At 62.7% G+C, this 24,740-nt stretch carries 22 protein-coding genes; 9 read left to right on the top strand and 13 right to left on the bottom strand.

Annotation, left to right across the window (positions count from 1 at the left end; genetic code table 11):
• The coding region (locus CDA63_RS20600; protein ID WP_165768375.1) for a hypothetical protein at positions 1 to 643 on the top strand (643 nt) is incomplete at its 5' end.
• 14 nt (positions 644 to 657) lie between these two features.
• Here CDA63_RS20600 and CDA63_RS17920 read toward each other — a convergent pair.
• Positions 658 to 1,254, bottom strand: a complete 597-nt coding sequence (locus CDA63_RS17920; protein ID WP_088465836.1) for a Uma2 family endonuclease — start codon at positions 1,252 to 1,254, stop codon at positions 658 to 660.
• Positions 1,255 to 1,309: 55 nt separating this feature from the next.
• Between CDA63_RS17920 and CDA63_RS17915 the strand changes: the two genes are divergently transcribed.
• Entirely contained in the window at positions 1,310 to 1,858 is a 549-nt protein-coding gene (locus CDA63_RS17915; RefSeq protein WP_088465835.1) for an RBBP9/YdeN family alpha/beta hydrolase, read from the top strand.
• A gap of 107 nt (positions 1,859 to 1,965) precedes the next feature.
• On the opposite strand, the gene CDA63_RS17910 is transcribed toward CDA63_RS17915, so the two are convergent.
• The 4 genes from CDA63_RS17910 to CDA63_RS17895 form a co-directional block, all read right to left on the bottom strand.
• Positions 1,966 to 5,040 (bottom strand): T9SS-dependent choice-of-anchor J family protein, encoded by a 3,075-nt coding sequence (locus CDA63_RS17910; RefSeq protein ID WP_165768374.1) that lies wholly within the window; start codon positions 5,038 to 5,040, stop codon positions 1,966 to 1,968.
• 217 nt (positions 5,041 to 5,257) lie between these two features.
• Positions 5,258 to 6,301: an alkane 1-monooxygenase gene (locus CDA63_RS17905; protein ID WP_088465833.1), complete on the bottom strand. Its 1,044-nt coding sequence runs from the start codon at positions 6,299 to 6,301 to the stop codon at positions 5,258 to 5,260.
• Positions 6,302 to 6,400: 99 nt separating this feature from the next.
• Positions 6,401 to 10,396, bottom strand: a complete 3,996-nt coding sequence (locus CDA63_RS17900; RefSeq protein WP_088465832.1) for a DUF2339 domain-containing protein — start codon at positions 10,394 to 10,396, stop codon at positions 6,401 to 6,403.
• 21 nt (positions 10,397 to 10,417) lie between these two features.
• Positions 10,418 to 10,741: a hypothetical protein gene (locus CDA63_RS17895; RefSeq protein ID WP_088465831.1), complete on the bottom strand. Its 324-nt coding sequence runs from the start codon at positions 10,739 to 10,741 to the stop codon at positions 10,418 to 10,420.
• A gap of 923 nt (positions 10,742 to 11,664) precedes the next feature.
• Here CDA63_RS17895 and CDA63_RS17885 point away from each other — a divergent pair.
• From CDA63_RS17885 to CDA63_RS17875, 4 genes are all read left to right on the top strand, one after another.
• On the top strand, positions 11,665 to 12,576 hold the full coding sequence (locus CDA63_RS17885) for a LysR family transcriptional regulator (protein WP_088465829.1): 912 nt from the start codon (positions 11,665 to 11,667) through the stop codon (positions 12,574 to 12,576).
• Between the two features lie 208 nt (positions 12,577 to 12,784).
• Positions 12,785 to 13,987, top strand: a complete 1,203-nt coding sequence (locus CDA63_RS17880; RefSeq protein WP_088465828.1) for a threonine synthase — start codon at positions 12,785 to 12,787, stop codon at positions 13,985 to 13,987.
• 229 nt (positions 13,988 to 14,216) lie between these two features.
• Positions 14,217 to 14,363: a hypothetical protein gene (locus CDA63_RS20960; protein ID WP_165768373.1), complete on the top strand. Its 147-nt coding sequence runs from the start codon at positions 14,217 to 14,219 to the stop codon at positions 14,361 to 14,363.
• Between the two features lie 210 nt (positions 14,364 to 14,573).
• Positions 14,574 to 15,959: an ammonium transporter gene (locus CDA63_RS17875; protein WP_242434737.1), complete on the top strand. Its 1,386-nt coding sequence runs from the start codon at positions 14,574 to 14,576 to the stop codon at positions 15,957 to 15,959.
• A gap of 43 nt (positions 15,960 to 16,002) precedes the next feature.
• On the opposite strand, the gene CDA63_RS17870 is transcribed toward CDA63_RS17875, so the two are convergent.
• The 6 genes from CDA63_RS17870 to CDA63_RS17845 all read right to left on the bottom strand — a co-directional run bounded on the left by CDA63_RS17870 (position 16,003) and on the right by CDA63_RS17845 (position 20,493).
• A complete protein-coding gene (locus CDA63_RS17870) occupies positions 16,003 to 16,272 on the bottom strand; it encodes a DUF167 domain-containing protein (protein ID WP_088465827.1) in 270 nt (89 codons plus the stop codon).
• Positions 16,273 to 16,275: 3 nt separating this feature from the next.
• Positions 16,276 to 16,476 carry a hypothetical protein gene (locus tag CDA63_RS17865; RefSeq protein WP_088465826.1) on the bottom strand — a complete coding sequence of 67 codons (201 nt, stop codon included), beginning with the start codon at positions 16,474 to 16,476 and terminating at the stop codon, positions 16,276 to 16,278.
• 117 nt (positions 16,477 to 16,593) lie between these two features.
• The gene (locus CDA63_RS17860; protein ID WP_088465825.1) at positions 16,594 to 17,319 is read right to left on the bottom strand and encodes an endonuclease III domain-containing protein; all 726 of its coding nucleotides are present in this window, start codon (positions 17,317 to 17,319) and stop codon (positions 16,594 to 16,596) included.
• A 116-nt stretch (positions 17,320 to 17,435) separates the two neighbouring features.
• Complete coding sequence (locus tag CDA63_RS17855) at positions 17,436 to 18,326, bottom strand: hypothetical protein (RefSeq protein WP_088465824.1); 891 nt, start codon at positions 18,324 to 18,326, stop codon at positions 17,436 to 17,438.
• Between the two features lie 76 nt (positions 18,327 to 18,402).
• A complete protein-coding gene (locus tag CDA63_RS17850; protein WP_088465823.1) occupies positions 18,403 to 18,813 on the bottom strand; it encodes a response regulator in 411 nt (136 codons plus the stop codon).
• Positions 18,814 to 19,002: 189 nt separating this feature from the next.
• Complete coding sequence (locus CDA63_RS17845) at positions 19,003 to 20,493, bottom strand: sensor histidine kinase (RefSeq protein WP_088465822.1); 1,491 nt, start codon at positions 20,491 to 20,493, stop codon at positions 19,003 to 19,005.
• A 169-nt stretch (positions 20,494 to 20,662) separates the two neighbouring features.
• On the opposite strand from CDA63_RS17845, the gene CDA63_RS17840 reads away from it, so the two are divergent.
• The 3 genes from CDA63_RS17840 to CDA63_RS17830 all read left to right on the top strand — a co-directional run bounded on the left by CDA63_RS17840 (position 20,663) and on the right by CDA63_RS17830 (position 23,357).
• On the top strand, positions 20,663 to 21,475 hold the full coding sequence (locus tag CDA63_RS17840; RefSeq protein WP_088465821.1) for a TrmH family RNA methyltransferase: 813 nt from the start codon (positions 20,663 to 20,665) through the stop codon (positions 21,473 to 21,475).
• Positions 21,476 to 21,559: 84 nt separating this feature from the next.
• A complete protein-coding gene (locus CDA63_RS17835) occupies positions 21,560 to 23,047 on the top strand; it encodes a hypothetical protein (RefSeq protein ID WP_088465820.1) in 1,488 nt (495 codons plus the stop codon).
• 34 nt (positions 23,048 to 23,081) lie between these two features.
• Positions 23,082 to 23,357, top strand: coding sequence for an acylphosphatase (locus CDA63_RS17830; RefSeq protein WP_088465819.1), 276 nt, complete (start codon positions 23,082 to 23,084; stop codon positions 23,355 to 23,357).
• Positions 23,358 to 23,368: 11 nt separating this feature from the next.
• Here the strand turns inward: CDA63_RS17830 and CDA63_RS17825 are convergent, their stop codons facing one another.
• Both CDA63_RS17825 and CDA63_RS17820 read right to left on the bottom strand, forming a co-directional pair.
• The gene (locus CDA63_RS17825; protein ID WP_199797554.1) at positions 23,369 to 24,118 is read right to left on the bottom strand and encodes a YqjF family protein; all 750 of its coding nucleotides are present in this window, start codon (positions 24,116 to 24,118) and stop codon (positions 23,369 to 23,371) included.
• Positions 24,119 to 24,264: 146 nt separating this feature from the next.
• Positions 24,265 to 24,585 (bottom strand): hypothetical protein, encoded by a 321-nt coding sequence (locus CDA63_RS17820; RefSeq protein ID WP_088465817.1) that lies wholly within the window; start codon positions 24,583 to 24,585, stop codon positions 24,265 to 24,267.
• Positions 24,586 to 24,740 lie beyond the last annotated feature (155 nt).

The raw sequence follows: 24,740 nt of genomic DNA, 5'->3' as shown, positions 1-24,740 counted from the left end.
TGGATTACCAGCTCCGATGCGCTCGGCTGGTTTGACCACTGTGGCTATCACGCCACCACGGACTGAAAAACGAACGAACCGTTCACGAAACCGCTATAGTCAAGAGCTGGATAACTATATTGTTATTACTTATGAATGGAAGGTGACTCCCAGTCAGCATGGAACCAAACTTTATTACAGAGTAGCAAGAACGGATTCTATACAAAATATGACACAATATTTGCCTCCGCTGTATTTTGAGGGATTTGCAACTCAGGCATTGAGAGAATGTTGCTCTAATTCTTCTTCTGAGATATTTTCCCTCAGGCAAAATTCTGATTTTGATTTCGATAATAGTTACATCTTGATGATGAGCAAACTCAAGAACGTTATAGATAAAAACAGAGTAAAAGTGCAGAAGATCGATAAGTCATGGCCTAATGGTCATAGAGAAAGAATAACGGTTTATGCTACGCCGATAGTTGGAAAAATGTGCACTTGTAAGATGACAGGGTATGATACTTTGATAAGTAAATACGAGGGCGTATTTTACATGCCGTTATCTGATTTTTCATTGGATAATAAATTGTGGGAAAATAGAAAGCTGTTCTATAAAACAGTTTTGCGTGATTACAGCATAACGCAGATAAGTACAGGTTTTTAATTATACTGTGATTCTCACACCCCTTCAAACACCTCCGCCCACTCTACTGCAAACCCCGGCAGCGTCTGCACCGGAATCACGCCCGGCTCGAAGTACTCGCCGTGCAACTGGTAGCTGCCGGCTTCGAGCACATAAGTCACCACGGTCTGTTCGCCCGGAAATACCAGCCAGTATTCGGCCACACCCGCCTCTTCGTAGAGGCTGAATTTCTCCCGCGTGTCATAGGCGGCGGTTTTGGGACTCAGGATTTCGATAACCCAGTCGGGGGCGCCCAGGCAGCCCCGGCGGTCAATCTTATCTGGGTCGCAGACCACGCACAAATCCGGCTGCACAACAGTAGTAATCTGGTCGTCGCCGTTGGGGCCGGCCGTGGTCAGGCGCACATCGAAAGGAGCGGCAAAGCCCCGACACTTCTGGCCCCGCAGGCCGGCGTGAATTGCGCCGCCGAGGTTGAACGAAATCGTCTGGTGCGACGATAGGGGCGCGGGGCTCATTAGTCGCACCTTGCCCTTAATCAGCTCCACGAACTCATCCAGCCGCCAGGTCAGGTAATCGGCGTAGGTGTAGGTTTTGGTGGGGTCGAGCTGAGAAATGTGGGTGATGACGGGCATGGCGGTGGGCAAAAGGTGCATTATAAAGATACGCGGGTGCGCGTACATTCGGGCTATGCAAGCCGTTTCCATCCTCACCGTCCCCGGCCTGGGCAGTTCCGGCCCGCAGCACTGGCAAACCCGCTGGGAACAGCAGCACGGCTGCCGCCGGGTAGAACAGCGCGACTGGGACCAGCCCGTCTGCGCCGATTGGGTGGCCGCCCTGGAAGCCGCCGTGGCGGCCGCGCCGGGGCCGGTGCTGCTGGTGGCCCACAGCCTGGCCTGCGCCACGGTGGCGCACTGGGCCACCACCACGGCCCGGCCCTTGGTCGGGGCCCTGCTCGTGGGGCCCGCCGACGTAGACCGGCGGGAGCAGCTGCCCGAAGTGAGTGGGTTCGCGCCCATGCCGCTGGTGCGGCTGCCGTTTCCGAGCATTGTGGTGGCCAGCACCACCGATGAGTACGTGACCCTGGCCCGCGCCACCGCGTTTGCCGATGCCTGGGGTAGCCGGCTGGTAAACGTGGGGGCGCTCGGTCACCTCAACTCCACCTCGGGCCTGGGCCTGTGGCCGCAGGGCTGGGCGCTGGTGCAGGAGTTGTTGCACTCCACTGATCAGCAGAAGTAGCGCCCCAACTGGCTGCCTTCCACGCGGCTAAAGCAGCAATTCGTCCAACAAAAAAGCGCCCCGGCCAATCGGCCGGGGCGCTTTTTTAAGCGTCGTTTTCGAAGCGGTTACTGCTTCTGGAAGCGGCTTACGTAAGCCTGCTGAGCACCCACTACGCGCACTACGTAGAGGCCGTTGCTCAGGCCCGCAACGCGCTTATTGAGTTGCTGGTTGAGCTGCTCAACCGAGCCAGTGCCTTGCAGCACCAGGCGGCCGGTGGTGGTGTACACGCTCAGGTGCAGGTTCTGGCCGGTTTCGGCTACTTCGAAACGCACGCTGTTGGTCACCGGGTTCGGGTACAGGTTTAGCGCGGCGGTTGCCGTGGCGTTGCGAACGGCCAGCGGCATCTGGGTCAGCGAGAAGCGCGTGAAGACCGGGTAGTGGTCGGTGGTCGAGTTGGCGTAGTTGGCAATGCCAGCGGCCAGGTCGGTGCGCACGGCGGCCGAACCGCTGATGTAGTAATTAGCCATTTGCTTGGTGGCAATCACATTGTCGATCAACGTGTTGAAACCCACCGTCGACTGCGCTCCGGCGCGGGCCAGGGGCAGCGTGAGCGACACGTAATTGGGGTCGGTGACGAAGGCATTGTACGACGACACGGCCGGCGTGACGCCCGTGGCGATAGTGCCTTCGAGCACGTCGTTGAAGTCGCCGAGCACCAGCGTGTTGGAGTTAGGGTAGGTGGTGTCGAGGTAAGCTTTCAGCTGCTCGGCGCCGGCTTTGCGGCGGGCGTAATCGTTGGCCGAGCTAGACGTGGCGTTGGCCTTGGCGTGAATATCAACGAAGTTGATACGCCGCGTAACACCGTCGAGCGTAACGTCGGCAGCCATCAGGTACGGGAAGCGGCCCGAAGCCCAGGCGTTAAAGGCGGGGCAGGCCTGTGCCTCGGTGCAGCGCAGCAGCCCTTCAAACTTCACGGGACGCACCACATCCTTGCGGTAGATGAAGGTCAGCTTCTGGGTGCCGGGGTAATCGGGGTCGCTGGTATTGTCGCCGTACGAGCCGAAATCAGCAATTTTGTAGCCGTACTGGATGCCTGACTGGGTCGAGAGGGCAATGGTTACGTTGCGCAGGCGCACCGTGTCTACCACTTCCTGCAGCACGAATACGTCGGCGGCCAGGCTCTTGAGCACGGACGTTACGTTGGTCTGCTGGAGTTCCACATCGGTCGGACCCTGGCCCGTAGCCGTCGAGCCGAACCATTCTACGTTCCAGTTGACTACCTCCAGCGTCTTGGCAGCATCGTAGGTGTTGCCGCTCAGGTTGATGGTCTGGGTGGTTACGCCGGTCGTTGCAACTGTGAGCGTTGCGGCGTAGGTGGTGGAGGCCTGCGTGGGCAGGAAGCGCACCCGGATGGATACCTGCTGGTTGTTGGCTTCAGCTTGGGTGTAAGTCAGCGAGGAGCTGAAGGCAATGCCGTCTTTCGATACCTGGAACGCGGCGTTAGACGAGTTCACGGTCAGCGGGCCGGTCAGGTTGGTCGTGGTCAGAGTGACAACCTGGGTAGCGGCGGTGCTCACGGCCTGGTAGCCGAAGGCCAGGTTCTGGCGGTCGAGGCGCACGGCGGGCGGCGCGGGGGTGGCCGAGTTGGTCAGCACCACATCGTCCACGGTCCAGCGGGCCGCCCCGTTGGTGGTCGAGGTGTACACGAATGCCACATACACGCCGGCCTGCTTGTAGCCGCTCAGGTCGAGGTTGTCGTTCTGCCACACGTTCGAGGCCGTAGCGGGGAAGTTGGCGTTCAGGTCGGTCCAGGTAACGCCGGTGGCGTTCGGGCTGCCGGTGCCGGAGTAGGTAGTCGAAACCAGCAGGCGCAGGCTCGGACCATTAAAGGCCGTGCGGGTCCAGTACGAGAGCAGCGGGAAGCTGGTGCTGGTCAGGTTCAGGGCGGGCGAAATCAGCCAGTCCTCGTTGGCGACGTTGCCGCCGGAGAAACCGTTCATCTGCACGGCATTAGGGTAAGCGGCCGTGCTGGTGGGGTTGTTAGGGTCGCGGCCGAAGGCGGTGCAGGCCCAGGTCTGAGCCCCCGTCACGCTGAACTGAATCCAGCCATCAGAAAGCATCGTGCTGCCGGTGCAGGCATTGAAGTCGTACACGGTCTGGGTCGGGTCGTTGCCGGCTCCGCTGAGCGCTACGGTGCGGTTGGTGGCGCCGGTGCTGCTAACAGTGGCGGTGCCGGTAGCCGGACCACTCACCTGGCCCAGCGTGGTGGGCGTAAAGCGTACAAACACCTGCTGGGGCTGCGCCAGCTCAGCCACCGAGTACACGACGCTGGTACCGAAGGTGGTGCCGTCTTTCGAAACGGCGAACGGGGCGGCGGTGGTTACCGTGGCGGCGGCCGTCAGGTTGGTGCCCGTCAAGGTAAAGGTTTTGGCCGCCGAGGGTAAGTTGATGGTTTGCTTGCCGAAATCGAGCGTGGCGGGCGTTACGGCCAGGGCGGGGGCGCTGGCGTTAGCGTTCCAGCTCAGCGAGAAATCATCGATGGCCGAGCTGGGGCGGCTGCCCGAACCCGTAGTGCTGGTAGGGGCCACAATCCGAATCCAAACTGGGCCAGTCCGGTTATCGAGGGCGCCGCCGAAGCTGGCGGTGATGACTTCGTTAGAGAAGGTGGGGCCGGTTGTAGACGTGGAGCCCAGCTGCGTAAAGGCCGAAGGCGTGGCTCCGGTGCCGTAGTCCACCTGCCAGGTGGTGGTACGTCCCACCGAGTTGTCGAGCGACTGCAGCTTGAAGCTGAGCGCGAAATCGGTTTTGCCGGTGGTGTTGGCTGCCTGGAACACGAAAGCTGGTCCGGCATCGGTGCCGTCGCCGAAACTGCCGGTCTGGCGTACGCCCAAGGCCCGGTTGGTGGCCGCTGCCTGGTCGGCCGACGAAGCCGTGCTGCTAAGGCCGGTAGCCGAAGCGAAGTTCTTGAACGCGCCGGAAGTATTATTCCAGGCGGTAGGAGCGGCGGTGAGCGTAGCCGCCGTGCCTACCTTGGTAGGCGTGGCGCCGGTGTAAATGCTGAAGCCGGCCGGCAAACCGTTGGCTAGCCCGTCGAAGGTTTCGACGTAAGGGCTGGTCGTGAGCGTAACCTGGGCCCGGGCTTCAAACGAAGTCATGGTGAGCAGGCTGGCGCAACTCAGTAAGAGGAAACGTTTCATCATAGGTGCGAAACTTGAAAAAGAAAAAAGTAAACGGCTACAAATAAACCGCTTGAACAGAACGGTGTGTTCGGTAAAGTTGGCGCTAAAACCTCCTAAATGCAACAAATACATAATTCGTTAACATGAAGCGCGCCGCCTGGCTTGTCCTGTAGGAGGACCAAATAGCCTTCACAATGGCTGGCAGCCAGCCGGCTGGTTTCGGGCTCCGGCAAAAAAACTACTGCTCGGCGGGCACCCGCCGGTTCATCACCCGAAACCAGAGCGGGGGCACGGCGGCCAGTAGCATCATGCCGGGGTAGCCGGTGGGCATCTGGGGTGAGGCCGGCTGATGGCGCAGCGTATGGTAGGGCCGCGAGGCCAGGTAGTGGTGGTCGGAGTGGCGGGTGAGCTCGTAGAGCAGGATGCGACCCACGGCGTGCTCCGAGTTCCAGGAGTGGTGGGGCTGCACCCGTTCGTAGGCGCCGGTTCCGGTGCGCCGCCGCAGTAGCCCATAGTGCTCCACGTAGTTCACCAGTTGAAACAGCACCGCCCCTACCAGCGCCGCGCCCACCCAGGCCAGCAGCCCGCGCCAGCCAAATACCAGCGCCACTATCCCAACGGCCACCAGTTGCACCGCCACAAACCGCAACAGCTGGTTTTGCCCGCTCCAGGCCGAAGCACCGCCGGCCCGCCGCAACCGTTCGGTTTCCAGGTGCCAGGCCGAGCGCAGCTCCCCACCCAGCGCCCGGGGCAGAAACCGCCAGAATGATTCGTTGAAGCGCGAAGTGGCCGGGTCGAGGGGCGTGGCCACATGGCGGTGGTGGCCCCGGTTGTGCTCAATAAAGAAGTGCAGGTACAGCGTGCTACCCAGCAGCACCTGGGCCAGCCGCTGCTCGTAGGCCCGGCTGCGGTGCCCCAGCTCGTGCGCCACATTAATGCCCAGCGAGCCCCCGCAAATTCCCATGCTCACGACTAGCCCGGCAGTTTCGGCCCCCGACAAGGGCACCCGCGCCAATACGGCCAGATACCAAACCACCAGGCCCACGTGCAGGGGCACGCAGAGGTAGAGCAGCCAGTCGAAAAACGGATGGTGCGGGGCTCCCGCCGTGGCCGGCTCGTTGCTGACAACGTTGCGGGGCGGCACGGCCAGCTCCAGCAGCGGCACCAGCCCGAAGATGAACAGGGGCGTGAGCCAAGCCCAGGGCCCGCGCCAGGCCAAGCCCGCTGCTACGCAGCCGGGCACGAGGTAGGCACTCAGGTAGCGAAGGTCGGTAAGGTGCATGTTGGCAGGTGTTTGGGGAGCAGAAGATAAGTAGAAACCGCCGTTATTCTGCACCGCTACGATGCTCTCACCAACTAGCTCGTGCCTGACGTAACGCGGCTATTCCGTTGCGACTAAAGCCTCCTCGGGCGACTCCGGTTGCGGTGGTTCCGTGAGGGGCTCATCGGCCGGCGCGAAACGGTCCTTGAAACGGGCGTAAAGGGCGTTCATGCCCAGCAGCAGCAGGCCCATCATAATAAAGACTACGGCTCGGGTGATGGTGCCCGTCTGGCGCAGGTCGAAGAAGAACAGCCGGGCCACTGCCGCCGCCATGCCCAACAGGGCTGCATAGCGCAAATCCTGGCGGCGCAGCAGTAGGCTCGCCACGAAAGCGGCCACTACTTCCAGCATCAGCAGCACCGTGAGCACCGAGCGGTCGAAAGACTGGGTAAGCAGCGCCGTGAGAGCCACGAAGGCCGGGTAGAGCAGCAGCCCCACCAGCCCCGGCAGCGGTAACCGGACCAGCCCGGCCAGCGGAGCCAGTAGCGGGGGCCAGTCGGCGGGGCCAGCGGGAGGCTGTTGAAGCCGCACGGCCGCGTAGCCGAAGAGCAGGGCGGCGGCGGTGGCCGTGGTGGCCCAGGGTACGGTCAGGAGTTGGCCGGGGGCGAGGGCATGGAAGCTCACGTGCATAATCCAACCAACCGCCGCCCAGAAAAACAGCAGCCCGTAGGCCTGTACGCGGCGCAGGCGTTGGGGCAAGCGGCCCGCCCCGAGGGTAAGGCCGAAAGCCAGCGCGAGCCAGACCAGGGCTAGCCACTCCAGCCGCAGCTCGTAGCCGAACGTGAAGCAGCCGAAAAGCAGCGTCAGCTCGGGCAGTAGCGGCTGGAAGTAGCGCCACGAACGGTAGGTTGGCTCCGTGGCGGGTGGGCGCTGGATGGCCAGACCCGCTAGCAGTAGCAGCAACGCTCCGGCCGTGAGCCGCCGCGCCGGAATGCCCAGCAGCTGCCCCGCCGAGTGGCCGAAGACGCCATCAAAATGGACTGCCAGCGCCAGGGCAAGCAGGGTGTAGGTGAGGTGAAGCAGGCGCCGGTCGGGCCACCCGGCACGGATGAGCGCGGCCAGGGTGCTCCAGCGCCGCCGGGCCAGGTGCGCCGCGCCCGCCGAGGCGGCGGCTAGCAGCGTCCAGAGCAGCACGGGCAGGGCCTCGGTGCGGGGCGCGAAGGCTATCCAGGAGGCCGCTGCCGCCTGCAAACCCAGTAGATACAGCCAGGGCCAGCGTACGTGCCGTTCGGCCGCCGCCCACCACGAAGCTCCCATTCCCACCAGTGAAAGCAAGAGCAGCGGCAACAGGTACAGCCATACCGGGCCGGGCCGGAACGCCGGGCCAACGGGCAGCAGGTGCTCCCATTGCAGCGCTTGGTAGCCTAGTGCTGCTAGCAGCAGTCCCAGCCACAAACCGGGTACCGGCACTTGGCGGCGCAGCATCAACAGAGCCCCGCCCAGGCCCGCCGCTGCCCAGCCGACCCAGGTATGTTCGTGCACGAGGCCGCCGGCCGCCAGCAGCAAGCCCCCCGCCGCCAGCCCCAACAGCCGCAGCCGGTAGTGCGGATTGAACGACACTGGCAGGGCATCAAACACCGGCGCCCGCAGCCAGCACAACATGGCCTGGGTTGCGATGCTGCCCAGGGCGGCCATCAGTAGCAGGGCGGCCCGCTGGTAATCGGGCAGGTTGCCAGGCCGGTACACCAGCGCGGGCAGGGCTACGGCCAGTACGAGGCTGCCCACCAGCAGCGCACGGTAAAGCGGTTCGGCTCGCCAGGCCAAAAGCAGCGTGAGCGTGAGCATTTCGAAGTAAAGCAGGGCAGTGGCGGCCGGCCAGCTCAGGCCCGCCTCGTGCAGGCCCAACACGAACACCACCAGCAAGCCCTGCCCCAGCAACAGCAGTGCCGACCTAAACCAATCGGCTTGACCCTTCACCCAGTAAGCCAGCCCGAACGTGAAGCCGGCGGAAACCGTGGCTGCGCCCAGCAGCAGCTCCACGGGCGGCTGCTGGAGGCCGAACAGCGCTTGGGTCAGCAGCCCGATTCCACTCAGGTAGAAAAGCACCGTCAGCCCGCGCAGGGTCTGGTGCATGGTCTGGTCGGGCTGGTTGGTAGGGAGTAGTCGGGCTACCGGCCAGCGGGCGGGGAGCAGCAGGAGCGCCGCGCTGCCGAGGCTGGTTAGCAGCAATAGGTAGAGGCGCTGGTGAAGCATCGGGGCGGCCAGTTCGCGCATCGAGCCCACGGCCACCAGCAGCAGCGCAACCCCGCTGCCGAGGGCCACGCCCAATAGTAGCCGGTAGGCCGGTTGCTCGGCCGCCAGGCCGAAAGCCCCGGCCAGCAACAGGGTTTCAAAATAGAGCAGCGTGGTGGCGGCCGGCCAGCTCAGGCCCGCTTCGTGCAAGCCCAGAATGAACACGAGCAGCAGCGTTTGGCCCAGCAGAATCAGCCCCAACCGGAACCAGTCGGTTTGCGCCCGGACCCAGTAGGCCAGCCCGAACGTGAGGCCGGCGGCGGCCGTGGTCGCGCCCAGCAGCGCCGGCAGGGGAGGGTGCGGCAGCCCGAACAGCGCCTGAGTTAGCAGCCCGATTCCGCTCACGTAAAAGAGCACCGTCAGCCCGCGCAGGGCCTGAAAAAGCAGCTGGTCGTCGGGGTTAGCCAGCAGCGGCCGCAGGGACGGCCGCCGGGTGGGCAGCAGGAGCAGGGCCGCGCTGCCGAGGCCGGTGAGCAGCAGTAGGGTCAGCCGCTGGTGGAGCACCGGTGCGGCTAGTTCGCGCACCGAGCCCACGGCCGCCACCAATAAGGTGGCTCCGCTGGCCAGCGCCAGGCCCATCAGAATGCGGTAAGCCAGTTTTTCGGCCACCCACCCGCAGGCTCCGGCCAATAGTAAGGTTTCAAAGTAGAGGATGGTGAAGGTGGCTGGCCAACCCAGCCCGGTTTCGTGCAAGCCCAACACGAATACAATGAGCAGCGCCTGTCCGCTGAGCAGATGGAGCGTATGGAACCAGCCGCCGGTACCGCGCAGGTACCAGGCCCCGCCGAATACAGCCCCGGCCGCCGCCAGCGTCCCGCCCAACAAGGCCGGCAAGGGTGGGTGGGCGAACCCAAAAATGGCTTGGGCCAGCAGCGCCGCCGCCCCCAGGTACAGCAGCCCCACCACGCCCCCAAACACGCGGGTGGTTTGCTGATGGCGGTCGGCGGCTGCTCCGGTCAGGAGTGGGGCTTGCCGCAGCAGGTGGTAGTAGCCGGCCCCTAGCAGGCCCGCCAGCAGCAGCAGGAGCGCGTTGCGGGGCACTTCGGCGGCGGAGTAGGAGGTTAGGTAGAACAGGTTCAGCCCCACCAGCCCCAGCCCGGCGGCCACTGCCCCGATGGAAGCCACCTGAAACACCAGCCGCTCGCCTTCGCGGGCCATCACGAAGGCCACGAGCAGCGTTTCGAGCAGCATGAACAGGAAAATAAGGGTGCCCGAGGCGTGCCAACCCTGGAGCGAAAACGCCGCGAACAAAGCCAGCATCAGCGAAATAAGGCTGTCGGTGCGGAACAGCCAACCGATGCCCAGCCGCCGGGCCTGCCGGGCCACCCCGAACGTGAGCAGCGCGCCCAGCGCCAGCGGTACCGTTTTCCAGGGCGAGCCGGTGCTGTACTGGTACAGGTTGATGCCCAAACAGGTCCAGTTGAGCACGTGGGCCGAGAATAGCAGCGCATCGAACCGCTGCTGGGCGTACACCCGGCGGTATTGCACCACGGCTCCCGCTGCGCCTACCGCTAGCACCAGGGCCATAGCCGTGAGGCGCGGACCCGTCGCCAGCATGCCAGCCGTTTCCCGGGCGTAGTGCCAGTACTGGTGGAAGGCGAAAAAGCTAAGAATGGTGAGCAGGAGCTGGTATTTCCAGCGCTGGCGGTAGGTGATAAAGATGCTGAATACGGTAACGCCCGCGGCGGCGGCTAACGTAATGAACTCCCGGGGCAGCACGGCCAGGGCTACCAAACTCAGTACGCCGTGCAGCGTAGCCACATCTTCGCGGCCCGCGTCCCAGGCCAGCCAGAGGTTAACGGCCACGCCGGCCAGCAGCAGCAAGTAGCTCAGCGGCGGCCCGGCTCATTGCAGCCCCGGCACGCTCACGGCCCCCACGCAGGCAAACAGAAATACAGCCGCCGCGCTGCTTTGCAGCCACACGTTGAGCTTAGCCGCAAAGGGCTTGGGCTTCAGGAAATAATGCAGCCCCAGCAGCGCCGCCGCGAAGGCCGTAATCATTCCGAAGCGCAATGGCGCACTCACGCGCAAAGCGGTGTACACGCCTAGGAAGCCAATGCCCGTCACGAGCACCACGGCCCCCAAAATGCCGGTCCAGTTATCGAGCAGCACTTTTTCGGTCTTCTCCCACCACGTGGGCTCAACTGGCCCGGCTGCTACCGGGGCCATTCGGGGCCGAACGGGTGCGGGCTTTGGAGCCGTTGGTTGCGGCCGGTTGGTGGTCGGTTTGGAGGGTGCCGATGGCGTTTCTGGTGGGATTACTGCCGGACCTGCCGGAGCGCCGGGAGTGGGGGGCATTGGAGCCTCAACCGAAGCTGGAGTATCGGCAACTGCCGGACTTGCCGGAACAGGCGTTGCGGTCGGGGCGGGCGTTGCGGTCGGGGCAGTAATAACCGTTGGCGTAGCAACCGGCACTACCGGCGTTGGCGCTTCCGTAGGAGCAACTGGCTTGAAAAGTGGCATAGGAGCCTGCACCGGAGCCGGCGGCGCTGGCGCAACCGGAGGTAAAACTGGTGGCGCCACCGAAATGGGCCGGGAAGCTACCACCGGCGCCGCAACGGGCGCAACAACAGGCGGGCTGACTACCGGCGCACTAGCGGGGGCCGCAACACTGATTGCTGCTGCTTGCGGGGTAACGGCGGCCGCCAATGGACCGGCGGCGGTTGACGGCGGGGCCGACTGCGACAACTCCTGGACCTGCTGGCGAAGCTGCTCCACGATGCCTGCCAAGCTGTCGTAGGCCCGTTCGCGCTCAGTGATTCGGTCGGTGAGGGCCTGAAATAGCTTTTGCAGCTTCTGGTACAGCAGGCCCGCGCCTATCGCTGCCAGCATCAATAAGAAGGCGACCATCCGGTAACTGGAATGAATAAGACACAAAACGGCCACTGTCACGCGGCCCATAACGGGGCGACAAGGGGCGCACAAAAGTCAGGCATCCACCGGGTTGTCGGCATATCTAAGGGACCGAAACCTACAAATTCTTCTTCGGATACTCCCTATGTAAATGACAAAATTTTACACATTTGTTTTGCTCTCACCGTGAATACGCTTCTGGCGTACCTTACGGGCCGATTCCCTTTTCCCTTCGCGCCATGCTCTCCCACGCCCACGAAGTATTCCTCGAAGTGGCTCGTCAGCTTAGTTTCACCAAAGCGGGGCAGACGCTCTTTTTAAGCCAGTCGGCGGTGAGCAAACGGGTGCGCAGCTTGGAGGAGCACTACAAAACCGGGCTGTTCGAGCGGTTGGGCAACTCGGTGCAACTCACACCGGCCGGGGAGCTGCTTTACCAGAAGCTGCTGCTAGCTCGCCAGCTCCAGCACGAGCTACACCTCGAATTTGCGGAGTTGAGCCCCGGGTTCTCGCCCCCGCTCGATATGGTGATTGGGGCTAGCACCACCATTTCTCTCTACGTAATTCCACCGGTACTCTCGGCCTACCTGAGCCAGTTCCCGAACACCCGGCTCACGCTCAAAAACCGCAACTCCGAAAACATCCTCAAGGCTCTGCTCGACCACGAAATCGACCTGGGTATCATTGAGGGCATCCACAAAGTCAGCAATGTCACCTACACGCCCCTGCTCACCGACGAGGTAGTAGCCGTGTGCTCGGGCCGTAACCCGCTGCTGCGCCAGCCCCTGCTGGCCACCGACCTGCTCCGCATGCCCGTGGCCCTGCGCGAAAGCGGCTCCGGCACGCTGGCCGTGCTCGAAGAAGCCCTAGCCGCCAAAGGCATAAAGCTCATCGATTTACCCGTGAAAGTGCGGTTGGGCGGCACCGAGGCCCTCAAGAACTTCGTTCGCGTGGATACCTGCCTGGCCTTCCTGCCCCGGCAAGCCGTGACCAAGGAGCTAGCCGCCGGCGAGCTAGTCGAAGTTCCTATTACCGACCTGAACCTGGTCCGCCACTTCGATTTCGTGCAGCGCAAAGGCACGGAGAACAACCTGCCCTACAAGACCTTCGTGCAGTTCGCGCGAAGGTATTATGGGGGCGGAGGAGTGAAGTAAAAGGAACGTCCTGCTGAGCGAAGTCGAAGCATCTCTCCCGCAATAGCAGACTCAGTGATGGAATTAGTATTGCAGGAGAGATGCTTCGACTTCGCTCAGCAGGACGTTCATTTTGCTAGCCACTATTCCCAAATGGCATAGCCCATTCCAAGTGGCCATTTGTTTACGGCATAGGGTTCGGGGAATTTTGCGTTCAACTCCCTCAGATATGAACCAGACCGCCGAAACCCTCACCCGCCTGCACGAACTCGAATGCTCCGAGTGCGGCCAGCCCCACTCCGCCCACCAGCTACAACTTGTGTCGGAGTGCCATAAGGTGCCCTTGGTGGCTACCTACGATTTGCAGGAACGCCTGTCGCGGGCCACTGCCATCGACCTGCACGATGCCTCCATGTGGCGCTACCGGGCCCTGCTGCCGCTGCTCGACGACGAGAACAAGGTGACGCTGGGCGAAGGCTTCACGCCGCTCATGCGCCTGCCCACGCTCGGCGGCCGCTACGACTTGCGCAGTCTGCTGCTCAAGGATGAAGGCCAGAACCCCACCGGCTCGTTCAAGGCTCGGGGGCTGAGCATGGCCGTTTCCAAGGCCAAGGAGCTGGGCGCCACCGGCTGCATCATCCCGACGGCCGGCAACGCGGGGGTAGCCATGGCCGCCTACTGCGCCCGGGCGGGCCTGCGGGCCGTAGTGGCCATGCCCCGGCACACGCCCAAGGCCTTCAAGGAGGAATGTTACTGGTACGGGGCCGAAGTGCAGCTCATCGACGGCCTCATCAACGACTGCGCCGCCTGGGTCCGCCAGCACAACGCCAACGGCGAACTGCTCGACGTATCGACCCTCAAGGAGCCCTACCGCCTCGAAGGCAAGAAAACGATGGGCTACGAGCTGGCCGAACAGCTCGACTGGCAGCTGCCCGACGTGCTGCTTTACCCCGCCGGCGGCGGCACTGGCCTGATCGGCATCTGGAAGGCATTCCGGGAAATGCAACAACTCGGCTGGCTGGCCCCCGGCGCCAAGCTGCCCCGGATGGTGGCCGTGCAGGCCGACGCCTGCCAGCCGCTGGTGGCCACGTACACGGGCAAGCAGGCCAACTGCCACGCTTACGTGGGCAAGCCTTCCATTGCTAACGGCCTGGCCGTACCCCACCCCCTGGGCGAGCAGATGATGCTGCGCGTGCTGGCTGAGTCCAACGGCACGGCCATCAGCATCACCGACGAAGAAATGATGGAAGGCATGCGCGAGTTGGGCCGCCACGAAGGCCTGTTCGTAGCCCCCGAAGGCGGAGCCGTCTGGCTGGCCGCCCGCAAGCTCCTGGCCTCCGGCTGGATTGCCCCCCACGAGCAAATCCTGCTCCTTAACACTGGTTCCGGCCAGAAGTACATGGACAACGTGGAAGGCAGAGCCAACGGCTGAGGTATCAGGTTGTCAATAGAAGCAGTGGCTGTCCGGTTATGCTGGGCAGCCACTGCTTTTTACTATGCGTTGTACCGCGCTGCCAACCGAAGCTTCTGCTGGAATAGTCTCGCGCAAAACCACCCTGGAGCCACGTCTGGGTACCGAAACTGTTTCTCTTGCTTATCCCTACTGCAGTCTCATGCCTGAAACCAAGCGCTAAGCCCGTGCCGTTGGCCTCCTTTACGCCGTGGCCATCGACACCAGCGGCTTGCACCTGGAGGAAGACCGGTTCCATATTTTTCGCGTCAATATGTTCCCTCACGAAATGCCAGCCTGCGCCAAAAAAACTGCCTCCTGGTACCGCCGCTACTACCGCTGGAAACGCAAAAATTAGCCTTTCTCAGTTCGGGTAGCTTATAACCAGCGCCTCCGGCAACTCCTCTCAAGAGAAGCTGTCGGGGGTTTATTTTTTAAGGGGGTATTTGGCTTATGTTTCAGTAAAATCGTAAAATGATATTCGGTATGAAGGTGATAATGAAAAATAAGTATGATATTTCACTAAATAGACCTTTTATAATAGGGTCAATATGCTGGATAAATGAAAATGGAGCACCAATCGACTTCAAAACATCGGCCAAGCCTGACGATGCTCACGCTGTTGCTGCTAATCGGGCTGGCCTGCGTGGCTGCTTTTGTGCGAGTGCCGCATCCGGCCGCCCTGCCCGGTTCGCTCAACGGTGCCGACGTGGCCTGGATGCTCACAGCCTCGGCCTTCGTGCTGCTCATGACGCCGGGCCTCTCGTTTTTCTACGGCGGCATGGTGCGGCCAAAGAACGTTATCAGTACCATGCTGCAGAGCTTCGTGGCACTGGGCGTGGTTTCGGTGCTGTTTTACTTCGTGGGGTTCTCGCTATGCTACGGCACCTCCTGGCACGGGCTGATTGGCAACCCCTTCACGTTTGCCCTGCTGCGCGACGTGGGCACGGCCCCCAACCCGGTGTTTGCAGCCGGTATCCCGTTCATTCTGTTCTTTGCTTTTCAGCTTAAGTTCGCCATCATCACCCCGGCCCTCATTACCGGCTCGTTTGCCGAGCGGGTGCGGTTTAAGGGCTACCTGGCCTTCATGGTGCTCTTCAGCCTGTTCATTTACTGCCCGCTGGCCCACTGGACCTGGCACCCCGAAGGCTTTTTGCGGCAGTGGGGCGTACTCGATTTCGCGGGCGGCACGGTAGTGCACATTTCGGCGGGCGTGGCGGCACTGGCTGGAGCCATGGTGCTCGGCCAACGCTCGGCCAGCCTGCGCCCCACCTCATTTTCGACGCCCAACGTTCCCTACGTGCTGCTGGGCACCGGTTTGCTGTGGTTTGGCTGGTTTGGTTTCAACGCCGGCTCGGCGCTGGGAGCCAACGAGCTGGCGGCCCTCTCCTTCGTGAATACCAACTTGGCCTCGGCCGCTGCCCTCATGGCCTGGGTGCTGGTAGAAGTGGTGCGGGGCGGCAAGCCCACTGCCGTGGGGGCCTGCACCGGGGCCGTGGTGGGCCTGGTGGCCATTACGCCAGCCGCCGGCTACGTCGATTACGGCCAGAGCATCTTCATCGGGGTGGTGGCGGCTCTCATCAGCCACGCCGCCGTGCACTGGAAAAACGCCCGCACCACCATCGACGATACCCTCGACGTGTTTCCCTGCCACGGGCTGGGTGGCATCGTGGGGATGTTGCTCACGGGCGTATTCGCCGATAAAGTAGGCCTCATTCATGGCTCGGCTACCACGTTTGGCTACCACGTGCTGGGCCTGGTTATCGTGGTGAGCTACTCTTTCGGCGGGGCTTGGCTGCTGCTCCGGCTCACCGACCGCTTCATCGGTCTGCGCGTGAAGCTTGCCGACGAAGAACTGGGCCTCGACCTGAGCCAGCACGAAGAATCTACCTACCACATCGACGAAGAGTTTGAGCGTACTTACCGCCGCACGGTGGAAAAGCTGGTAAGCTGAAACGTTCAGAAAGGGCGAAATACCTGGTTCTGGTTTCGCCTTCTCAGCTCGCGAATTGCCCCAGCACCGCCCGGAAGTCCTCTTCCGTGAGGGCTTCGATTTGCACCTTCTTGAAGGGGGGCGTATGGCCGCTGAGTAGTGTGAGGCTGGATTTGCTCACACCGAATACCTCCGCCAGATAAGCTAGCAGGCAGGTGTTGGCTTTGCCATCCTGGGCCGGGGCATGCAGCCGCACAGTTACGGTGCCGTCGGGGGCTACTGCCAGTTGGTTGCGACGGGCGTTGGGCTTGGCCTTCAGGTGTAGCACGGGCACTACTCAGGCGGGCGAATTGTAGGCGTCGTACACGTTCCAGGCCCAGATGAGGAAGGGCACGATGATCGTCCAAACCAGCAGAAAGCTGATAACGCCGCCCACGGCCCAGATCAAAAAGGCCTTTAAAAAATGGCCCTTGATAAGCTGGCCCAGTCCGGGCACGAAGATGGAAGCCAAGGCGGGCAGGCCGTACGTCTGTTTCATAGTAACGAGGTCGGGATGGGATAATAGCGGGGAGATGATGGGGCGGTAAGTAGGCAAGAAAAGCAAAATGTGGGACATCAGCAGGCATTCCCAAGGGCTGCCTAAACCTGCCCACTCCTAATTCACCCGGGCTTGGCCAAAGGGGCAGCGTTCCAGCAACGAGCACCGGCCGCAGGCGGGGGTGTGGAAGTAGCAGCACTTTTGGCCGTGGAACATGAGCACCTCGTGGTGGTCGTAAACCTGCTGGGCGGTCCAGTCGGGCGGGAGCAGGGCCGGCAGCTGCTTGTGGGCCGCCGCTTCGCTCACCTTCGGGCCGATGAGGCCCAGGCGCTGAGCCACGCGGTGATGATGGCTGTCGACGGGCATGGCCGGGCGGCGCAGGGTGCTGAAGAGCAGGACGGCAGCGCTGGTTTTGGGCCCCACGCCGGGCAGGGCTTCCAGCCAGGCCCGGGCTTCGGGAATGGGCCAATCGGCCAGAAAGGCCAAGTCGCAAGGGCCCCCTTCGCAACGGGAGGCCACTTCGCGCAGAATCTGCTGGAGCCGGGGCGCTTTCTGCTCAGGCCAGGTGCAGGGACTGATGGCGGCCTCGACCTCGGTCGTGGGTGCGTCGCGCACTTCGTCCCAGGTCGGAAAACGGGTCCGTAGCTGCTGGTAGGCCCGGTGCGAATCTTGGTTGCGGGTGCGGTGCGAAAGCAACGAGCTAATCAGCTCGCTCAGCGGGTCTTTGGTGGCGAAAAAGGCAACCGGGCAGCCGTACTCGGCGCAGAGCTTTTCGTGGGTCCACAAGGCCAGCTCCCGGCGTGCGGCCAGAGCATCATCAGTAGCAGAAGCAGGGTTTTTCACCCGCCTGCTTACGTAAAGTTGCCGGGGTTCAGTTGTCGGTTTTCAGGAAGAACGTCATGCAGAGCGGAGCGAAGCATGGCGTTCCTCGTGTCTGACAACTCGATACCGGCAACTGACTACTGACTGGTATTATATAGCATCAAGGCTTGCTTGACGTTGTTCTGTGACTTGCTGCCGATGACCAACGGAACAATGGCCAGCGGAATAGCCGCGTATGCCAGTGGCGACACCGAGAAGCCGTTGCTATTGCCCAGGCTCGATACCAGCCCGGCCAGCAGCAACCCACCGGCGCCCACGTAGCTGAGCGTAGTCAGGGTCTGGTAGCGGCGGGCATCGGCCAGCAGTTGCTGGGAACCCGGATTGTCCTGGGTGGCCAGTTGCAGGTTGCGAATGCTCAGGTCCTCAATCGGGCCATTGTCTTTGCTGAAATACTCGGTGCGGACCGTGCGGTAGCCCCCGAACCCGTAGGGGTTCATGCCGCCGTAGCCGTATCCCCCGTAGCCTCGCCCGCTGCCGTAGGGGCTGCTGCTGTACTGCTGGCTGGTGATGGAATAAAGGCTGATGCGGCCCACCCGGTCGCGGCGCAGGGTGCTTTCGCGCTTGCTGCGGCCCGGCAGGGTGGTGCGCACGTAAAAACCGGTTTCGTCCTCGTAATAGCGTACCTGGTCCAGGTCGAGCTTCTGCTGGCCATCCACGAGCAGGAACGTGCGTCCGAATACCGGCTGGCGCACTTCCACGTCGTAGCCGCGCAGCACCTGGCCCGATTTTAGGCCCACAGCGTAGCGGGTGGTGTTGGCCGGCGGCAGTGCCTGCCGGCGTGGGTCGGGCGCGGCCGGAGCCGCCGGGGGCGGGGCCAGCACCGGAGGGGCAGTGGCGGCGGGCCGGGTAGTATCGGGAACCGCTACAACGGGGGCCGGTAGCGTGTTCAGCTCGCGGGGTGTTTGTTGGGCCAGGGCCGGCAGCGCGAGCGTGCTCAGGACCAGTAAGGAAAGGGAACGAAGCAGCATAAAAGCAAGGAAAGTAGAAACCTCAGAACCAACGCCAGCCGACTGGCTGCGGCCCGGCTATAGCTCGACGGGGAGGCTAGCGCAGCAGCTTTTCGAGCAGGTTGAGGCTGTCCACCATATTCGTGCCGGACTCGAAATCGAGGGGCTTCAGAATGTAGCCGCTCACGCTCAGGTTCTCGGCGCTGAGCCGGTCCACATCCATGCCCGAAGTGGTCGTGATGAACACCGGAATATCGGCCAGCTCGGGACTCTGCCGGATTTCGGCCAGAAACTCGTGGCCGTTCATCTTGGGCATGTTCAGATCGAGCAGAATAACTTCGGGCAGCGGCCGGATGGCCTCCACACCATTGGTTCCCCGCAGCAGATCGAGGGCCTCCAGGCCATTGAAAGCCGTGTAGAGGTGGTGGGGGACACTGAACTTTTCGAAAGCCTTCTGGGCAGTCATTTTATCAAAAAAATCGTCTTCAACGAGCAGAATGGAGCGCATGGGGGAATGGGGAGGTGGTGGGGTATACGTTCCGGCAATTTGGCGGCGTGGGTAACAGTAAGAGCGGGACGAGGTGAAGTAAAGGGGCAGTAATTGAAGAAACGATGAAGTTCGTACCAAGCAAGCAGGAGCCTTGCGTGCCCTCGAATTCAATCGAGCAGGCAAATCAGCAGCTCACCCCGAGCCGTTTCACCGCTTCGGCCAGGTAAAGATAAAGGTTGAACCCTGGCCTTCGGCCGATTCGACCCGAATAGTACCCTTTTGCTCCTCAATGATGCGCTTCACGATGCTCAGGCCGATGCCGGTGCTTTCAGCCGTATCCCGGTCGCGCAGGGTCTGGAACATAAGAAATATCTTTTGGTGAAACTGCGGGGCAATGCCCGGGCCATCATCCCGAATGCGAAACTCGTAACAGTCGCCCAAATCGAGGGCGCTGATGGTCAGGTGGCCTTCGGCGGGGCGGTGGTGGTATTTGGCGGCGTTGCTCAGCAGGTTAGTGAATACCTGCTCCAGGCTCAGGCGGTCGGTGTGCAGCACGGGCAGCGGCTCCTGAATAGCAACGGCGAAGCTCGGGGGCACTACCAGCTCGGCTACTTCCCGCACCAGCTCCCGCACGGTTACCTGCTCGCGGGGGCGGTCGGCCCGCCCGGCCCGGGCGTAGGCCAGCAGCCCGTTAATCAGGTCTTCGAGGCGCTGCAGGCGGCCCTTAATCATGCCCAGGTACTGGTGCAGCTGGGGGCTGATTTCCTGGCTCAGTTCGTCTTCAATCCACTTCACCACCGTCAGCACCCCGCGCAATGGTGCCTTTAAGTCGTGCGAGGCCACGTAGGCAAACTGGTCGAGCTCGCGGTTGCGGGTTTGCAGAGACGTGAAGCTGGCGTCGAGCGTCTCGGTCATGTGGTTGAGCGAGCTGGCCAGGTTGCCCAGGCTGTCCTGCTCCTGGTCGGATATCCGGACGGTGTACTCCCCCGCCACCACCCGGTTGGCCAGGGCTTCGATGATCTGAATGCGGCGGGCCACCTTCTCGTTGGTGGTCGTAAGCTCGGTTTGCAGCCGCTCGTTGGCCCGCAGTTCGCGCCCAATGCGGGTGAACAGCCACAGCACGATAATGGCCGCCAGCAGCGCCGACAGCACGATGGCCACCGGGGTGGTGTTCTGATAGATGTCTTGGCGTTCCCGCCGGCCCACGAGCAGCTCATCCTCCGCATCCCGGACCCGGCTCAGCAGGATGCGCAGCGTGTCCACGCGCTTGTCGCCGCTGATGAGCTGGCGCACGGCCCGGGTCGAGGAAGTACGCTCGGCCCGCCAGTCGCCCAAATAAGTCAACACTTCGGTCAGGGCCTTCCCAATGGTGTCGAGGCGCTGCTGCTGGCGCGGATTGTCGCCGGTGAGCTGGCGCAGGTCGGTCAGCATGTCGTTGGCTTTGGGTACGGTCTGCTGGAATTCGACCAGGTACAGCGAGTCGTTGAGCAGCAGGAAGCTGCGGGCCTGAGCCTGGGCGTCGCGCACATACATGCGCAGGTTGTCGGTGCGCTGCACAATCTGGTAGCTGCGCTCGACCTGGCGGGTATAGAAGCCCAGTTGCTGAATGCTGTACCAGGAGGCAACCGAGGTGAGCAGCAGCACGCCCACGGCAATGAGAAAGCCCAGGCGAATCTGGGTGTTGAGCTTAAGATTCATAAGGGAGCGCGCAGCAAGTCAGCCTACCATCAGGCTGCAATACGAGTGCAAAGTACGGCCTTGGGCGGCGGGTTCGATCTGGGTTCCGGCCATTATGGCGCCGTGGGTCAGGCTCCCTATCTTTGCCCAAGCCCCGTCGGCCCTCCGCCGTCGTCCGCTGCCCTTCCGCATGTCCGTTCCCGAACTCATTACTTCTCCCCAGAATCCGCGCATCAAAAACCTGCTGAAGCTCCAGCAGAAGTCGGCCGAGCGCCGCCGCCAGGGCCTGACCATCATCGAGGGCCAGCGCGAGCTCACGATTGCCCACGGGGCGGGCGTGGCCTGCCCGGCCGTGTTTGTGTGCAGCGAGCTGGCCGGCCCGGCCCGGGAAGCCGAGTTGCGGGCGTTGTTCGCGCCCGAGCCGGCTACCGAGTGGCTAGCCGTCTCGCGGGCCGTGTTCGAGAAGGTCGCCTACCGCGAGGGCTCCGACGGGGTGCTGGCCCTGGCCCGCCCGCCTCAGCACACGCTCGAAAGCCTCGTGCTGCCCAAAAATCCGCTGTTGCTGGTGCTGGAAGCCGTGGAGAAGCCCGGCAACCTGGGCGCCATCCTGCGCACGGCCGATGCCGCCCGGGCCGACGCGGTTATCATCTGCGACCCGCGCACCGACCTGTTCAACCCCAACGCCATCCGCAGCAGCATCGGCTGCTCGTTCACGGTGCCTACCGTGGCCACCACCCGCTCCGAGCTGCTGGCCTGGTGCGCCGCCCGCGGCATCCGCACCTACGCCGCCGCCCTCTCCGACCACGCCCAGCCCTACACCCGCTTCGACTTCCGGGGCCCCACCGCCTTCGTGATGGGCACCGAAGCCGACGGCCTCACGCCCGAGCTGATGAGTGCCTGCGACCACACCATCATCATCCCCATGGGCGGCCATATCGACTCACTTAACGTGAGTACCGCCACGGCCGTGCTCACCTTCGAGGCCGTGCGCCAGCGGGGGTAAAAGGCATTGCTTGCCGGCTGCCCGCATCATTCAGCCATGCTATTTTACCGCTGAACCTCCTACTCGTTTATAGCTATTTAATGGATGCGTAATACGGAAGAAACCACGCTGCCACCGCCGGAAATTACCAGCCGGGCCTCTCCAATCATCTGTTATGGGCTGCTGCTGGCGTCCATTGTGCTGCTGGTCGCCAGCTTCTACCAACGCGTACTGCACGGCGACGAAGCTTGGATTGGCGAGCAGGCGTACTGGGCGGCCAAGGAAGGCGCCGTGCGCTCCGAGCTATTTCGCGGGTTTCTGGGGGCCGAGTCGCGACAGTGGGTGTACCATTGGCTGTTCGTGTGGCAGGCAGCGGCCGTCATCAAGGTGGCGGGCTGGTCCGTAACGGGGCTTAAATTGATCAGCCTGAGCTACCTGGGCATTTTCCTGCTCATCAGCTACCGGCATCTGCGGCGGCATTACCTGCATAGTGCGGCCGCCTGCTGCCTGTTCTACGCGGTGCTGCTATCCAACGCGCTGCTGGTAGAATACAGCTTCGTTTTCCGGCCGGAAGTAATGCTGATGTGCCTGGGCTTTGGCTCCTGGATCATGCTCGAACGGAGCCTGCACCGCCCTACGCCGCGCCTGGGCTATGCCGCGTTGGGCGCGCTGCTGGCCGGCCTGGCGGCCCTAACCCACCTGAACGGCCTCATTTACGTGGCGGCCGGGCTTGGTTTATTGCTTCTGCGGCGGCAGTACCGGGCGGCCGTGCTGTTCGGGGGGGTGAGTGGCCTCGTTTTTTCGGTGGCTTTTCTAGATGTGCTGGTGCATAACGCCTGGCCAGCCTATTTCGCGCAGCTTGCGCCCGCTGTTAATCCCGAGCCCCACCGGGTGCTCGCCTACCTGCTGCACGTGCTCAACGAGCATAAACGGTTTCTTCATTCGCCGGTAGAAGCCGTATTGTCGGTGCTGGGGCTGGCAGCGGGCTTGCTCCTCTACCGAACCCACTCCGGCACGCCGCGCCGCGCCGACGCCGCGCTGTACTTAGGGTTGCTGATTGGTGCACTGGCCTGCCTCTCGCCAGGGAAAACTACCAAGTATCTGCTGCTTTACCTGCCGCATATAGGCCTGTTTATCACGTTGGCGTTCGTTTATCTGAGTAAGCACCGGCCCTGGCAACGCTGGTTGCTGGGTAGTCTGCTGCTGCTTTACCTGCTAACCAACGCGGGCTACACGGGCTACCTGATTAGCCGGCACGAAGACCGGGTAGCTAAAAACCAGCAATTGGCCCGGCAGCTAGCCTCCTACCAGCACTGCCGGGTAGTAGCCCCGCTGGAACTGGTTTTCAACCAGATCAACAACTTCACCATTCAGGGGGTGCCGTGCTACCTGGTGCGGATGGAAGCGGGCCAGCTGCCCCCCGACGGGCGGGTGCTGTTCACCGAAGCCGCCCGCTTTCACCGCCAGCTCATCATCCTCAACGATAACTCGCTCCACGACCTGGGCCTGCCCCGGCCGGTAGTGGGCCGCACGTACGGCAAGTACCGCTACGCCTATCGTTTCCAGGATTACTACATCTACAAAGCGTTGTAAGGCGCTAGTCCTGATCTGCTTATCCCCAGCTATTATGAGCATCGAACACCGCAAGTTTACCGTCCACGGCCGCGTTCAGGGCGTGTTCTACCGCCAGAGCACCCGCCAGCAGGCGCAGCAGCTGGGCCTCACCGGCTACGCCCGCAACAACCCCGACGGCACCGTCACCATCGAAGCCGAAGGGCCAGCCGCTGTCCTCGCGCAACTTGCGCAGTGGTGTCAGCAAGGTCCGCCCAGTGCCCGCGTCGAGCAGGTGGAAGCAACGGCTGGCCCGGTGCGCAGCTACCACGCGTTCGAAATTCGTGGCTGAATGATGCTGTCTCAGACCCGCCGCAGCTCCCGTACCGTCACGTCGAGTGGCTCGGCGGCGTAGAGGAGCGGTGGGCCAGCGGGTGTAGGTAGGCCGTGACTTTCGAGCAGCGTCGAGTCCCACTCCTGCAGCGTGGCCTCGCGCAGCTGCCAGGGCTCGTGCCAGAGGTGGCCGCGCCAGAGGTCGGGCCCGTGGCGGTGGGCCTGCACGTCGGGGCCAGCGGTGTAGAGGTGGTAGCGCTCGGTCAGGAAGTGGGGGAGGGTACCGGGCCGGGCCCACGGCAGCGCCGCCCCGGGCGTCCAGGTGGCGGCGAAAGTGGCGGGCGCCGCACCCCGGTGGGTTCGTTCGGCCACGGCCCGGAAATGGCCATCAGTTTCCGTTAGGCTCATGCGGGCGTGCAGGTAGGGCAGGTGGAACAAGGTGCGGGCCGCCCATACGCCCAGGGGTTGGGTGGCATCGAGCGAGAGAAACCAGACGCCGGGCACCCCATCGAGGCGGGCATAGGTGCGCACGTTCAGTTCATGCAAGGCGCTCAGGCCCGGCACGGCCGGCAGCCCCAGCGGCCGGATGTGGCTCATAGTAAACGGCACCACCCCCAGCCATGCCTGCCCCTCAAACAAATCCAGTTCCAGCCGCGCCGGCAGGTAGGGCCGCAGGATTTCGGGCGCCACCGGCCAGTGGGCAAATAGCAGGTTGCTCCAGCGCTGCCGCATGAGTGGCAGGCGGGGCCGGGCGGCAGGGCTAGGGGTGGAGGAGGGCACGCGGCAGGAAACGAAGTGGGCGGTTACTAACGCAAGCAACCGCCGCAACGCCCAACGGTTGCGGCCGGGTGGCTTCCAGTCAAAAATAGCGGCGCGGAACTTACCGTTCCGCGCCGCTATCCACTCTATAAAACGTCGTGCTATTCTCAGCCCGCCTTTTTGTACACGATTTTCTCCAGGTTCTCCAGCCGCTGGCGCAGTTCCCGTACCTCCGTATCCTGGGTGCCCTGCGTAGTTTGCACGGTATCGTAGCGGGCCGTCTGCCGGTTCATAGCATCGATAACAGCGTCGGTCATCCGGTCGAAGGAGTTTTCCATGCGGGAAAAGCCATTATTCATCTCCTGGCGCAGGCCATCCATTCCCTGCTGAAGGCCCCGGACGTCGCGCTGGACCTTATCAAGCGTAATCAGAATATCGGCTACCACTTCGGGTAGGTCGCGCTTATTGCGGTTCTCGGAATCATCCATAGGAAGCCAGGTTTCAGGAGTTGACTAAGGCAAGATACATGAATCGAGCGGCAAATGTGAGGTGGTCTAGTTACGCTGGACAGTTTAGGGCGTTAAGTGGAAGAAGCTGTTGGTGAGCGTAATAGGGGGTCTGATAGTCGATGCTGGAGTGCAGC

The sequence above is a fragment of the Hymenobacter amundsenii genome (assembly GCF_002204745.1).
Classification (GTDB): Bacteria; Bacteroidota; Bacteroidia; order Cytophagales; family Hymenobacteraceae; genus Hymenobacter; species Hymenobacter amundsenii.
The sequence above is the reverse complement of the archived record's forward strand: the minus strand, read 5'-3'. Positions and strand labels throughout refer to the sequence as shown.

Bases quoted from the DNA above. Each gene is read 5' to 3' on its own strand.
- CDA63_RS17920 (WP_088465836.1), bottom strand. From the start codon at position 1,254: ATGCCCGTCATCACCCACATTTCTCAGCTCGACCCCACCAAAACCTAC.
- CDA63_RS17915 (WP_088465835.1), top strand. From the start codon at position 1,310: ATGCAAGCCGTTTCCATCCTCACCGTCCCCGGCCTGGGCAGTTCCGGC.
- CDA63_RS17910 (WP_165768374.1), bottom strand. From the start codon at position 5,040: ATGATGAAACGTTTCCTCTTACTGAGTTGCGCCAGCCTGCTCACCATG.
- CDA63_RS17905 (WP_088465833.1), bottom strand. From the start codon at position 6,301: ATGCACCTTACCGACCTTCGCTACCTGAGTGCCTACCTCGTGCCCGGC.
- CDA63_RS17895 (WP_088465831.1), bottom strand. From the start codon at position 10,741: ATGGCCCCGGTAGCAGCCGGGCCAGTTGAGCCCACGTGGTGGGAGAAG.
- CDA63_RS17885 (WP_088465829.1), top strand. From the start codon at position 11,665: ATGCTCTCCCACGCCCACGAAGTATTCCTCGAAGTGGCTCGTCAGCTT.
- CDA63_RS17880 (WP_088465828.1), top strand. From the start codon at position 12,785: ATGAACCAGACCGCCGAAACCCTCACCCGCCTGCACGAACTCGAATGC.
- CDA63_RS17875 (WP_242434737.1), top strand. From the start codon at position 14,574: ATGGAGCACCAATCGACTTCAAAACATCGGCCAAGCCTGACGATGCTC.
- CDA63_RS17865 (WP_088465826.1), bottom strand. From the start codon at position 16,476: ATGAAACAGACGTACGGCCTGCCCGCCTTGGCTTCCATCTTCGTGCCC.
- CDA63_RS17855 (WP_088465824.1), bottom strand. From the start codon at position 18,326: ATGCTGCTTCGTTCCCTTTCCTTACTGGTCCTGAGCACGCTCGCGCTG.
- CDA63_RS17850 (WP_088465823.1), bottom strand. From the start codon at position 18,813: ATGCGCTCCATTCTGCTCGTTGAAGACGATTTTTTTGATAAAATGACT.
- CDA63_RS17845 (WP_088465822.1), bottom strand. From the start codon at position 20,493: ATGAATCTTAAGCTCAACACCCAGATTCGCCTGGGCTTTCTCATTGCC.
- CDA63_RS17840 (WP_088465821.1), top strand. From the start codon at position 20,663: ATGTCCGTTCCCGAACTCATTACTTCTCCCCAGAATCCGCGCATCAAA.
- CDA63_RS17835 (WP_088465820.1), top strand. From the start codon at position 21,560: ATGCGTAATACGGAAGAAACCACGCTGCCACCGCCGGAAATTACCAGC.
- CDA63_RS17830 (WP_088465819.1), top strand. From the start codon at position 23,082: ATGAGCATCGAACACCGCAAGTTTACCGTCCACGGCCGCGTTCAGGGC.
- CDA63_RS17820 (WP_088465817.1), bottom strand. From the start codon at position 24,585: ATGGATGATTCCGAGAACCGCAATAAGCGCGACCTACCCGAAGTGGTA.